The organism is Ornithinimicrobium faecis (genome assembly GCF_023923225.1).
GTDB lineage: Bacteria > Actinomycetota > Actinomycetes > Actinomycetales > Dermatophilaceae > Ornithinicoccus > Ornithinicoccus faecis.
On record NZ_CP099489.1, the window covers coordinates 2,967,595 to 2,980,400 of the forward strand.

Sequence of the window (12,806 nt, forward strand, 5' to 3'; positions counted from 1 at the left end):
CGGCTCACGACCCGGAGCTGCCCGGAGCAGGCACCAGGGTGACCTTCGCGTCCTGGTCGACGCTGGAGATCACGGCCCCCACCTGATCCGCCGGGACGACGACCTGGACCGCGGCCCGCCCGACCCCCATCCCCAGACCGTTGCCCGTGCTGGGGGTGCGAGCGATGACCGCGCTGCTCAGCAGCAGCTCCGGCTCCCCATAGGCCGTGCCGGCCTGCTCGGGGTCCTGCCGGCTCACCCACAGGTCGACGACCGTCCCGATGGTCAGGGTCTGGGCACTGGCCGGGTCGACCGGCACCGTGACCGTCTTGTCCCGCGCCTCACTGGCGGAGCCCAGCGCGCCAGAGGGGACCAGCTCCCCCTCTGCCACCTGCCGCAGGGCGACCGTTCCGGCGGCGAGCGGCTGCGTGGCGTCCACATAGTGGGACATCGCCGCTTCCATCCGCACGCTGACCGTCACCAGGTCTTCAGCAGCAACCTCCTGGCCGGGCAGGATCGGGTGAGCCGCGGCATACACCGGTGTGGTCTCGTCGAGCTCGGTCACCAGGCGGACGCCGCCGGCGACCGCCAGCAGGACCAGCAGCACCCCGACCAGCAGCCTGGTGTCGCGCCAGCTGGGCCGGCGCAGACGTCGCGCCCGGCTGACCTGATCGCGCTCGGGACTTGTGGTCTGCACCCTCGCATCTCCCCTGTCGCGTCGACTCATCCAACTGACGACACGGTAGTGTCCCCAGCCCGGGTGCCGTTCATCTTGTCCACAGGCTGATCCATGGACCACCCGCAGCAGGTAAAATCCACGTCAAGGTTCGCCACCTGGCGAACTGTGTCACCCGGACGGAGCAGCCCGTTGGAGAGTCGGTTCCTCACCCTCACCGATGTCGCCGAGACGCTGAATGTCTCGATGGCGCAGACCAAGGCCCTGGTGCGCAGCGGTGCGCTGCCCGCGCTGAAGATCGGTGGCCGGGGAGTCTGGCGAGTCGAGGCCAGCATGCTCGAGGACTACATCCAGCGGATGTATGCGCAGACTCGAGAGTCGATCGCCCAGCTCGGCGACGAGGTGGACGCCGGCCCCAGCACGGACGACAACGACGACCTGTGACCTGCGCCAGCGACGGCATCGCCACGTCGGTCGCCCCCGTCAGCCGCCCACGTCAGTCACTCACGTCGGTTGCCCAGGTCAGTCGCCCAGGTCAGTCGCCCTGTCTGCTGACGCAGGCCAGGGCCGCGTAGGGCACCGTGACGCGAGACTGGATCTCCCGGGTGCGACGTGGCAGGTCCGCCGGGTGGGCACTCAGATCCAGGTGATCAGCACCGACCCGGTCGATGGTCCCGGTGAGCGTTGCCGCCTCAACCAGGTGCACGCGCACCACTGACCGGTCCCGGCTGAGCGCGCGCAGCACCTGCCGGAGTCCCAGCGAGCGCTGCACCTGCCCTGTCCGGCCCGGGTCCGAACGACCCGAGAGTCCCTGGATGGTGACGACACTGGCGGTCACCACGAGCGACTCGTGGACACGGGACGAGTCCTGATGCTCCAGCACGATCCACTCCCGGCCGATCTCGGTGAGCGTTCCCTCAAGCACCGGGCCACCGCGCAGCACCAGCCGGACGGCCCGCCCCAGGTCGGCCAGATAGCGCTCGCTGAGAGCGACCCGTCCCAGGTTGGCCCGCGTGTGCTCCACGACCTCCCCGCGCAGTTCCGCGGCCTGCTGGGCTGCCAGTTGTGCTTCCAGGTCGTCGAACAGATCGGTCCACCGCATGCGCCGATTGTGCCCGAGTCCGGCTGGCCATCGTGGTTATCCACAGCCGATGGCACCTCTTGCGCACAATCTCATACTGCGCTCTAATGATTCGTAATGAACGCTAATGAACGCAAACGAACGCATGACACGGGAGGGCGGGCCATGGAACGACGCAACGACAGGACGGGTGCACCACCGGATCGGTCGGTCCCGGTTGACCGCGTGGGTCTCTGGGCGGGGATGCTCGGCGCGGCCCTGTCCGCAGGCTGTGGACTCCTTGGCGTGGTCTGCGCCCGGCACGCCACGGCTGTGCTCGGGTCGACGCGGGAGGGGCTGGTCCCCCCGGCGCTGGGGCTGGAGGTGCTCGCTGTGGGCGCCGCAGCCCTCATCGCGGCGTGGTTGTCGCTGCTGCTCCTGCTGGGGGCTGCCTCGGCGCTGCCTGGCTCGCGCCTGGCGCTCCTGCGCACGGTCTCCGTCCGCCTTGCTCCCCGCCTGGCGCCACGGATCGCAGCGGGGCTGGTCGGCTCGGTCGTCGTGGTCAGCTCAGCGGGTGTTGCCCAGTCGCACGGACCAGTGGTGGCAACCACCCCCGCGAGCGCCCCAGCGGCTGTCCCAGCGGCTGCCCCTGAGGCTGCTCCAGAGGCTGCACCGGAGGCGGCAGCGGAACCGGAGGCTGCGCCAGAACCGGAGGCGGCAGCAGAACCGGCCGCTGCGGCTCGGCCCGCCCCCGAGCCGGGTTGGCGGCCCACGACGTCACCGGCTCACCCGTCCGCGGGCGGTGCTGCCATCGAGTTGGTGAGCCGCGGCACCGCCGAGCCAGACACCGTGGTCGTGCGCGGCGGGGACACCCTGTGGGACATTGCCGCGCGGCACCTGGGTCCGGAGGCAGACGCAGCAAGCATCGCCGAGACCTGGCCCCGCTGGCACGAGGCCAATCGCGACACCATTGGCGCCGACCCGCACCTGCTGTTGCCCGGCACCGTGCTGGTGCCGCCGGCTGAGTTGGGCACCACGTCACAGGTTGCGTCATGAGCGCCCAACCGCTCGAGCACGCAGCGGCGCCGGCCGACGGACAGGAGGCCGCGGCGCCGCGCCGGCGGAGCGCCCTGGCTCCATCGCGCGCACGGGGCGGGCACCTGCGTGTCCTGCCCATCCCGGACAACGAGCCGCCCCCGCTGCCGCGCGGGATGCACCCCGATGCTCCCGACCCACGGTTTGTCCAGGGCTGCCTTGCCGTCGACTTCCAACTCGAGGGCCACGATGAGCTCTTCGGTCCCCAATCGACGGGGCGGGCCGACCTGCCAGATCCCGAGGCCTGGGCCCAGCGACTCATCACCGCGATCCTGGAGGCGATGGACGGTGTGCGTCCGGCCGGGCAGCTCAGCCGCTGGATCTCCCCCGACATCAGGGATCGCATCACCCGCCGGGGCATCCTGGCGCGACAACGTCATCAACGACCAGGCGGCGCCCACCGGGTGCGTGCCCTGCGGGTCTGCGAACCGGCAGACGGCATCGCCGAGGTCGCGGCCGTGATCAGCCACCAAACCCGCGTTCGGGCGCTGGCGCTGCGGATGACCGGTGTGGACGGACGCTGGTTGATCACCGCCCTGGAGCTCGGCTGAGGCGGTCGCCGACCCACTCACGTCGACCAACTCGCGTCGACCCAACTCGGAGCGTTGCCGGGTCAGCTGCTCTTGCGTGACTTGCGACGATCGGCTCGGTTGCCGGCGCCGGTCTTTGCAGGGCGGGGGCGACTTGAGGACGATCCGTCCGCGGCGACACGACGCTGCTCCACCCCACCGTCCTCTGACGGCGCGCTGTAGGTCAGGGCAGCGGCCGGGGTGGGCTTGGCATCCACGAGGCCCGCCAGGGCCGACGGAACGGCAAGACCACCAGCTGGTGCATCGGCAGCACCCTCGGCCGGCTTGACCTCCAGACGGAACAGCGCGCTGACGGTGTCCTCCTTGACCGACTCCATCATCGCCTGGAACAACTGATAGCCCTCGCGCTGATACTCCACGATCGGCTCGCGCTGTGCCATCGAGCGCAGCCCGATGCCCTCCTTGAGATAGTCCATCTCGTAGAGGTGCTCGCGCCACTTGCGGTCCAGCACCTGCATCACCACGCGACGCTCAACATCACGCATGCGCTCGGGGCCGACGACCTCTTCCTTCTCGTCATAGGCGTGCTGGGCGTCCGAGGTGAGCTGCTCTATCAGCACGTCTGGGGTCCCGCCGGTGCCGCCAACCGCCTGGCCCAACTCTTCCTCGGTGAGGCTGACCGGATAGACGCTGCGGAGCTCGGTGAGGACCTGGCTCATGTCCCGCTCCTCACCCTCCAACTCATCACCTTGCATCGACTGGGCGTAGTCGCCGACGACGTCGTTGATGAAGTCGCGGACCTGGTCCTCCAGGTCCTGCCCCTCCAGCACCCGACGCCGCTCGTCATAGATCACCACGCGCTGGCGGTTCATGACGTCGTCATACTTCAGGACGTTCTTGCGCGTCTCGAAGTGCTGTGCCTCAACCTGTGCCTGGGCACTCTGGATCGAGCGGCTGACGACCTTGGACTCGATCGGCACGCTGTCGTCCATGCCGGTGGTCTGCATCACCCGGTCGACGATGGCCGCGTTGAACATGCGCATCAGGTCGTCCTCGAGGGAGAGATAGAACCGGCTCTCCCCCGGGTCTCCCTGACGGCCTGCGCGGCCACGCAGCTGGTTGTCGATGCGCCGTGACTCGTGCCGCTCCGTGCCCAGCACATACAGGCCCCCGAGGCTGTGCACCTCCTCATACTCCGCCTTGACCGCGTCCTCGGCCCGGGCCAGGGTCTCGTCCCAGGCCTCCTCATACTCTTCCGGTGTCTCGGCGGGGTCCAGGCCCTTGCTCTTCAGGTGTGCGACGGCCCGGAACTCCGGGTTGCCGCCGAGCATGATGTCGGTGCCTCGACCGGCCATGTTGGTCGCCACGGTGACTGCACCCTTGCGCCCGGCCTCGGCGACGATCGAGGCCTCCCGGGCGTGGTGCTTGGCGTTGAGGACCTCGTGCGGGACGCCGCGCCGACGCAGCTGCTCCGAGAGCAGCTCGGACTTCTCCACGGAGGTGGTGCCGACCAGAACCGGCTGCCCCTTGTCGTTGCGGGCCACAATGTCATCCACGACGGCATCGAACTTCGCCTGCTCGGTGCGATAGATCAGGTCGGACTGGTCCTTGCGGATCATCTCGCGGTTGGTCGGGATCGAGACGACTCCGACCTTGTAGATCTGGTGGAGCTCAGCGGCCTCGGTCTGGGCGGTGCCCGTCATGCCGGCCAGCTTGTCGTACATCCGGAAGTAGTTCTGCAGGGTCACCGTGGCCAGGGTCTGGTTCTCGTTCTTGATCTCCACCCCCTCCTTGGCCTCGATCGCCTGGTGCATTCCCTCGTTATAGCGACGACCGGCGAGCATGCGGCCGGTGTGCTCGTCGACGATCATGATCTGGCCGTCGACGTTGACGTAGTCCTTGTCGTTCTTGAACAGTTCCTTGGCCTTGATCGCGTTGTTCAGGTAGCCGATCAGCGGGGTGTTGGCGCTCTCGTAGAGGTTGTCGATGCCGAGATAGTCCTCGACCTTCTCAATGCCGGACTCCAGCACACCCACCGTGCGCTTCTTCTCGTCGACCTCGTAGTCTCCTGCGCCGTTCTCACCACGGGTGAGGCGCTGGGCCAGCTTGGAAAACTCGGTGTACCACCGCGGCGAGCCATCAGCCGGGCCGGAAATGATCAGGGGGGTGCGGGCCTCGTCGATCAGGATCGAGTCGACCTCATCAACGATGGCGAAGTGGTGTCCTCGCTGGACCAGGTCCTTGGTCGACATGGCCATGTTGTCGCGCAGGTAGTCGAAACCGAACTCGTTGTTCGTGCCGTAGGTGATGTCCTTGGCATACTCCGCACGCCGCTGGTCCGGAGTCATCTTGGACAGGATGACGCCGACCTCCAGGCCCAGGGACCGGTGGACACGACCCATCAGCTCGGCCTGGTATTCCGCCAGGTAGTCGTTGACCGTGACGACGTGGACGCCCTCACCGGTCAGGGCGTTGAGGTAGGACGGCAGCGTGGCGACCAGCGTCTTGCCCTCACCGGTCTTCATCTCGGCGACGTTGCCCTGGTGCAGGGCCGCTCCACCCATGATCTGCACATCGAAGTGGCGCTTGCCGATGGTGCGGGCGGCGGCCTCCCGCACGGCAGCGAATGCCTCGGGCAGCAGCTGGTCGAGGCTCTCGCCATCCTTCAGGCGGGCCCGGAACTTGTCGGTCTCCTCGCGCAGCTCAGCGTCGGTCAACCCCTTGAAGTCCTCTTCCAGGGCGTTGACTTGCTGCGCGACAACCTCCAGTCGGCGCAGGGCCTTGCCCTCGCCGGCACGCAGCAACTTCTCGAAGAACTTGGGCACGAAGACTCCTGACGCGTTGTGGTGACCGCGTGAACCGCACGCGGACCTCAGGGCAAGGTTAATCGCCGCGGCCCCTGCGTCGAAACCCAGGTGGTCAGCGGGTGCGGTGCCCGGTCCCTGTCCCCCGAACACCGCGGTGGGGGCGCCGTCGGATGGACCTGCGACGCCCCCACCAGGGCTCAGCGCGTGATCACGGTGTGAACAGCGCCTCGATCTCTGCCACGACGACCTCGCTGACCGCCACCGGGCCACCGAAGACGGTGACCTGCTGCGGGTCACGACCCTGCAGGGTGGTGCCGGTGACCTCGGGCAGGTGGTCCGGCCGGGTCAGCAGCAACGGTGCCTGGTGCAGGCCCGCCAGGGCGGCCCCGGACAGGGCGTCTGGGAAGATCGCGCCGGACGCCACAAAGACGTCCTCTGACGGGCCGACCCGCTCCGCCACGGCAGCGGCCGTTTCATAGCGGTCGCCACCAGAGAGGCGCTCGATCGTGTCGGCGTGAGCACCCAGCTCGGTGTAGACCTCGGGACCGACCGCGAGCGGGCCGCCCAGCACCACAATGTGCTCGGGGTCGAGGGCCTCGAGCGCGGCGATGGTCGCCAGCGGCAGGTCGCCGGGCTTGCTCAGCAGGATCGGATCGTCCTGCATCCCGGCCAGCGGACCGGTTGCCAGTGAGTCGGCAAACTTCAGACCGGAGGCGACGTAGACGGTGTCGATGTCCTCGGCCTCGAAGCGCGACTGCGCGATCGCCGCGGCGGTTGCGTAGCGTTCCTCGCCGGCCACTCGGGTCACCTCCGCAGAGGTGCTGGTCTCGACGTCCTGCACCACCGCGTCGCTGATGGCCACGGGGCCACCGAGCACAACGACCTGCTCGGGGTCCAGGGCCTCGAGCGCGGCTCGGATGTCGTTGGGCAGGGCGTCGGGCTTGGTCAGCAGCACGGGGGCACCGTCCTTGACCGCGGGAGCGCTGCCGGTCAACGCGTCCGGGAAGGTGATTCCGTTGGCCAGATAGACCGTGTCCACCACACCGAACTCCGCAGCCATGTTGGCCGAGGTCTCCCAGCGGTCCTTGCCAGCCAACCGGCCGACGTCGACCGGCTCCGGCTCGACGACGAGGGGGGCCAGGTCCAGTCCCACCAGGATGGGGTCGTGGTCGCTCGAGCGGTAGGCGTTGGGCTCGAACAGGGCATCCTGCTCGTCCGGCTTGAAGGACATGTCGTAGTCCAGAACGCTCGGCTCGTCGGCGTTGATCTTCCACGCCTGTGTCGCCGTCACCTTGTCGGCCAGCGCCTCGTTGGCCAGGGCGTAGTCCAGATAACCCAGCTGGCCGTCGAAGACGTAGGAGTACTCCTGCTCGCCCTGGTGCTCCAGCAGCAGGTCGGAGTAGCCGCCGTCGAGGAAGACGTTGATCGGGTCCTCCTTGTCGTAGGAGTTGAGGTCACCGATGACCAGGGTGTTCTCGGCGCCCGTGCCGGTCGGGTCCTCGGCCAACCAGTCGACCATCGCCTCCGCGGCGTCGGTGCGGACACCGTTGCAGTTGCTGGCCCAGGGATCCTCGGGGTCACCGACGTCCTCGCAGTCCGAGCCCTTGGACTTCAGGTGGTTGACCGCGACGGTCACCGACTCGCCCGTGGCCGTCTCCGTAAAGGTCTGCGCCAGGGTCGGGCGGTTCTTGTCGTCCAGGAAGCGCTCGTCGTCCTCGCTCGTCAGCGTCGCGAAGTCACCGACCGGGCTCACCGTGTCGCCCTGATAGATGAAGGCGGTGGTGATCTCGTCGGTGCCGATCGTGCCGGTCTCGAGGTAGTCGTAGGTGCCCGCACCCACCGCGTCGTTGAGCGCCTGGGTCAGCGCCGCCACGGCGACGTCGTCATTGTTCTCGATCTCAATCAGACCCACCACGTCGGCGTCCAGCTCGGCGAGGGCGGCGACGATCTTTGTCTCCTGCCGTTCCAACTCCTCGGGGGTGTCGGCCCCACGGCCGTCGAGGTCGGTGAAGTAGTTGAGCACGTTGAACGAGGCCACCGTCATCGTGGCGTCGGCGACATCCGGGACAGCTGTCGGGCGTGCGTTGACCTCGGTGAACTCCGCGTCCTGCGTGGGCTGCACCCGGAACAGCTCAAAGCGATAGTCCACGACGCCGGTCAGGTCGGTGATGGTGTCACCGCCACGGAAGCTGTGCTCCAGGGTGAACTGTCCACCTGCTGGGTGGCGCAGGTAGGGCGGGTTCTGCGGGCTGAGCCCGTCATCGATCGTGATCCGGTGCGTCGCGTTGTGGTCGCGCACGGCGATGGCCTGGTCCGAGCCCGGGTCTGCCAGCGCGGTCGGCTGGAACTGCCGGGCAGTCTCGTCGCCGGTGCCGACGACGACCTCACCGAAACGGCCGTAGTTGAAGAACTCCAGGATGGACAGCTCCGCCGGGAACGTGACGTGCATGCTCTCGACCTGCTCCAGGTCGGTGGCCGTCAGCGGGAACTCCAACACGGTCGCCTCGGGGAGGTCGACGCCCGAGGCGCACACCAGGATGGCGGGCGAGCCGCTGATCTGAGTCAGACCCTCAAACTCTCCAGCGGTGCCGACGATCCGGACCTGGTCCCCCACCGCAATGTCGTCCGAGCCGGGGGCGTACACAAAGATGCCGTCGGAGGTCGCCGGGTTGTCGTCACCTGCGTCCTGCACGTGGAACCCGTCGAAGCCTCCCTCCTGGAAGTCACCGACGACGGTGCCCTCGATGGTCACCGGGCCGGGCATCGGGGTGACGTCACCCTCGCCCTGCACGGCACCGATGGGGGTGGCGGGGTCACCGCACTGCCCGACGGGCGGCGGCTCCTCGGCCTCGAAGATCTCGTTGGGGGCACCCGGGGTGTTCCAGGCCTCCCCGACCGCCGGGGTCGCGCCCTCCTCGACGCCCGCCTTGTTGAAGGCGTTGCGGACCCAGTCCACCGTCGTGTCGGTGTCGGTGCCGTCCGGGACGCGCGAGGCGCCGCCGGGGGCGAACGCTGCTCCGTCGTAGCCGTCAGCGAGGAGCGTCTCGGAATAGACCAGGTCCCCCTCGGTGCCGCCGTTGACCGCAACCGAGTCGAGCACGGTCAGGCCGGTGCCTGCGTCGATGGTCCCGTCCAGGTCGGCGTCGATCACGCTCTGGTTGGCGAAGCCCTCGACCAGCAGCAGGGTCAGTGTGCCGTTCTGGATCGTGCCCGTCGCGAGATCCACCGACCAGAGTCCGGCCGCGTCGGTGGTGCCGACCTGGTGGCTGCTCACGATGCTCCCGCGAGCATCGGATCCGACATCACCCTCGACCTCGACGATCGTCAGGTGTGAGAGGTCCGTCTCAGGGTCTGCGAGGACCTCGAGGAACTCGAGGTCCTCCCCACTCGTGCTCACGGAGAACTCGTTGATCACGGGACCGCCATCGGCAGCGGGTTCGGCCTGCGCCGTGTGCGGTGTCAGCGCCAGGGCGCCAGCGGGGCTGAGCAGCCCGGCGACAGCGAGAGAGGCCGCGGAGGCCACCACCGCCCGGGACCTTCGTGGGTGCTGTGACATGTGGGTTCCTTCTGCGGGTCCGACAGGGCGAGGCCACCGGGTCAACAGTGACCTGACCTGGACCCTAGTCCCGTCTGGTGGCGCCTCAGGTGACGTCGGACCGTGTCGTCGGTGAACGGTCCGGACACGTCAGGTGACCTCGACCCGCTCCAGCCCCAACCAGCCGGCGAGCTGCGCGAGCTCCTCGGCCAGCGCCTCTCGTGACCCGTCCGGTGCTCCTGGCTCGAGGTGGACCCGTCGGACCAGCAGGCGCCCGGCGGCCCGGTCGGCCTTCAGGTCCACCCGCCCCACGAGCTGATCCCCCCACAGGAAGGGCAGCACGTAGTAACCGAACACCCGCTTCGGCTCAGGGACATAGATCTCGATCCGGTAGTGAAAGTTGAAGATCCGCTCGGTGCGGGCCCGCTCCCACACCAGGGAGTCGAACGGACTGAGCAGGGCACGGGCAGTCACCGATCGCGGGCGGCGGGCGGCTGCGTCCAGGAACGCCGGCTTCTGCCACCCCTCGACGGTGACCTGCTCGACCTCGCCGAGTGCCACCAGCTCGGCCAGGGCGGGGTCGGCCATCACCTGCCTGAGGCGGAAGTAGTCGCTCAGGTCGGTCGCTGTCCCGATGCCGTGGGCCCGCACGGCCCGGCGCATGAGCTCCAGAGCCGACTCGGCCCGATCGGGCGCACCGGGCTGACCCGGAGCCCGCGCCAGGACCTCCGGTGGGAGGACGAAAGACGGAAGGGCATAGCGGCGCTCAAACTGACTGTTCCTCCCGGAGCTGACGATCTCGCCCGTGGAGAACAGATGCTCCAGGCACTCCTTGACCAGCGACCAGTTCCACCCCCAGTTGTCCCGGCTGCGCACCACGCCGTGCTCGACGAGTCGGTCCACCTCGCGCGCCGTCAACGGGCCGTGCTCCCCCACGACCTCCCGCACTGTGTCGAGCACTCCCGGGTGCTCGCGCTCCACACGGTCTCGCCAGCCGTCGTCGCGGGCCTGCGCCATGCGGAACCCCAGGAACGGCCAGGTCTCCGGTGGAATGAGGCTGGCCACGTGGGCCCACGACTCGACCAGGCGCCGTGGTGCGCGCGAGCGGGGACCCCCACCGTCACGGGCTCGATCGAGCAGGGCCGTGTCATAGGCACCGAGGCGCGAATAGAACGGGAGATATTGACTGCGGGCCAGCACATTGACACTGTCGATCTGCACGACCTGCAGCCGGTCAATGACGCGCTGCACCTGGCGCATCGTGGCCACCTCAGGGCGCGGGTCGAGGAATCCTTGAGCGGCCAGCGCGATGCGACGTGCCTGACCTGCGGTCAATTTCGCTGCCATGGCACCGAACATAGACGAGGGCCCCGACACTCGGTCGGGACCCTCGTCACTGATCTAGGTTCCCCGCGGACGGGGACGCCTGCTCGTTGTCCGGTCAGCCGACGGCGACCTGCTCCGGAGCCTCCTGTTGGCCAGCCCCCTGCGGGTCGGCGAGACGCAGCACTCCGTAGGACCACCCGCGGCGCCGATAGACCACGCTCGGCTTGTCGGTGTCCTCGTCGTGGAAGAGATAGAAGTCGTGCCCCACCAACTCCATCTCGTTGAGGGCCTGTCCAACGCTCATCGGCTCCGAGGAGTGCTCCTTCTCACGCAACTCGATGGGGCTGTTCCCCTCGGTCCCGAGCGCCTCGTCGACGGCCTCCTCCGGGTCCCGCGGCTTGCCGTTGTGCTCCTGCTCGCTGGGCAACTCGGTGGGCAGCGGGTCGGTCGGCAGCCCAAACGTGGCCTCTGCGACGGACGGCTTGCGGTGCTTGCCGGTGTGACTGATCCGGCGACGGTCGTTCGACCGGCGGAGGCGCTCCAGGAGTCTGTTCATGGCGAGGTCGAGCGCGGCGTAGTCATCGTCGGCCGCTGCCTCTGCGCGGACCACGGTCCGCTTGATGTAGCACGTGATCTCCACACGCTCGCTCGCCTTGGCCTGACGCGGGTTGGCCTCGTGCGTGAGGACCACGTCAGTGCGGGAGACCCGCGGGGCGAGCTGTGGGATCTTGTCGAGCTTTTCCTCCAGGTGGCGGCGGAAGCGGTCAGTAACCTGCTTCTTCCGGCCGGTCACAGTGATTTCCATAGGATCCTCCTCGAGCTGAAGAACAGTGCTGAACCTTGGGCTGTCTCGGCCCTCTACACGTCCGGCACCACCCCCTTGCGATGGCTCCCTGGGCGCGAAGCACACCTCTCCCGGCCGACCATTTCGGCGACCTCTGGACGCTTGTGGCTTCCCATAAACAGACACTAGCCCGGTTCCCTGGTGAATGACAGGGCAGGGTGGGTCCTTCGGTGCGTCGCGGCCAGCGTGACGGCCACCACGTCCCGCACCCCGGCAGCACGCAGGGCCCGAGCGGCCTCCACGATCGTCGCCCCCGTGGTGATGACGTCGTCGACCAGGAGACAGCTCACCCCGCGCACCCGCCGCGCGGCGGGAGTCGGCACCACCATCGCACCAGCCAGGTTCGCAGCTCGGTGCCGGCTGTCCAGACCTGCCTGGTCGGCGACGGTGCGGGCCAGTCGCAGGGCGGGGACCAGTGCCGGTCGCGAGTCGGGCGGCAGTCGGCGCAGCGCCGCCCGGGCGAGACCAGCCAGCGGGTGGTCGCCGCGTCGACGGGTGTTGGCTCGGCCCGACGGGGCCGGCACGACCACCGGCACGCTGTCACAGGTCAGCAGGGCACGCAGCAGCCCTTCGGCCAGCACTGGGGCAAGCACCTCGGCGAGGTCGCGGCGACCGTTGTCCTTCCAATTGACCAGACCGGCGCGCACCGGGCCGACATACGGCAGCACGGTCCACACCGGCGGCAACCCCGGCGGCGCCGGAGTGGGCGTCCACCGCTGTGGCCCCGGGGCCGCGCTGACGACGGCCCGGCACCCTGGACACCACGGCGCCCCAGGGGAACCGCAGCCACCACACGCGACCGGCAGCACCAGATCACCGAGCGCCGCGGCACCCTCGGCGAGCCACGCTGCCCGGCGGCCTGGCCTCATGCCCCACGCTGACTGGTCGCCGCAGGGGTGGTGCGCCTCCGCATACCTCAGGATTGCCTGGGTGAGCACCAGCAGGCACGGCCAA

At 68.8% G+C, this 12,806-nt stretch carries 10 protein-coding genes; 3 read left to right on the forward strand and 7 right to left on the reverse strand.

The window, feature by feature from the left end; genetic code table 11:
* Positions 1–4 precede the first annotated feature (4 nt).
* Entirely contained in the window at positions 5–676 is a 672-nt protein-coding gene (locus tag NF556_RS13860; RefSeq protein ID WP_252591504.1) for an SAF domain-containing protein, read from the reverse strand.
* A gap of 171 nt (positions 677–847) precedes the next feature.
* On the opposite strand from NF556_RS13860, the gene NF556_RS13865 reads away from it, so the two are divergent.
* Positions 848–1,099, forward strand: a complete 252-nt coding sequence (locus NF556_RS13865) for a helix-turn-helix domain-containing protein (protein ID WP_252591505.1) — start codon at positions 848–850, stop codon at positions 1,097–1,099.
* 91 nt (positions 1,100–1,190) lie between these two features.
* On the opposite strand, the gene NF556_RS13870 is transcribed toward NF556_RS13865, so the two are convergent.
* Positions 1,191–1,757: a hypothetical protein gene (locus NF556_RS13870; RefSeq protein ID WP_252591506.1), complete on the reverse strand. Its 567-nt coding sequence runs from the start codon at positions 1,755–1,757 to the stop codon at positions 1,191–1,193.
* A gap of 144 nt (positions 1,758–1,901) precedes the next feature.
* Between NF556_RS13870 and NF556_RS13875 the strand changes: the two genes are divergently transcribed.
* Both NF556_RS13875 and NF556_RS13880 read left to right on the forward strand, forming a co-directional pair.
* Positions 1,902–2,771 (forward strand): LysM peptidoglycan-binding domain-containing protein, encoded by an 870-nt coding sequence (locus NF556_RS13875; RefSeq protein ID WP_252591507.1) that lies wholly within the window; start codon positions 1,902–1,904, stop codon positions 2,769–2,771.
* The gene (locus NF556_RS13880; protein ID WP_252591508.1) at positions 2,768–3,361 is read left to right on the forward strand and encodes an Rv3235 family protein; all 594 of its coding nucleotides are present in this window, start codon (positions 2,768–2,770) and stop codon (positions 3,359–3,361) included. The genes NF556_RS13875 and NF556_RS13880 overlap by 4 nt, the downstream gene beginning before the upstream one ends.
* 62 nt (positions 3,362–3,423) lie before the next feature.
* Here the strand turns inward: NF556_RS13880 and secA are convergent, their stop codons facing one another.
* From secA to NF556_RS13905, 5 genes are all read right to left on the reverse strand, one after another.
* Complete coding sequence (gene secA, locus NF556_RS13885) at positions 3,424–6,165, reverse strand: preprotein translocase subunit SecA (protein ID WP_252591509.1); 2,742 nt, start codon at positions 6,163–6,165, stop codon at positions 3,424–3,426.
* 190 nt (positions 6,166–6,355) lie between these two features.
* Positions 6,356–9,703 (reverse strand): ExeM/NucH family extracellular endonuclease, encoded by a 3,348-nt coding sequence (locus NF556_RS13890; protein WP_252591510.1) that lies wholly within the window; start codon positions 9,701–9,703, stop codon positions 6,356–6,358.
* 129 nt (positions 9,704–9,832) lie between these two features.
* Positions 9,833–11,029: a winged helix-turn-helix domain-containing protein gene (locus tag NF556_RS13895; protein WP_252591511.1), complete on the reverse strand. Its 1,197-nt coding sequence runs from the start codon at positions 11,027–11,029 to the stop codon at positions 9,833–9,835.
* A 94-nt stretch (positions 11,030–11,123) separates the two neighbouring features.
* Positions 11,124–11,813: a ribosome hibernation-promoting factor, HPF/YfiA family gene (gene hpf / locus NF556_RS13900; protein ID WP_252591512.1), complete on the reverse strand. Its 690-nt coding sequence runs from the start codon at positions 11,811–11,813 to the stop codon at positions 11,124–11,126.
* Between the two features lie 164 nt (positions 11,814–11,977).
* Complete coding sequence (locus NF556_RS13905; protein ID WP_252591513.1) at positions 11,978–12,721, reverse strand: ComF family protein; 744 nt, start codon at positions 12,719–12,721, stop codon at positions 11,978–11,980.
* Positions 12,722–12,806: the final 85 nt, after the last annotated feature.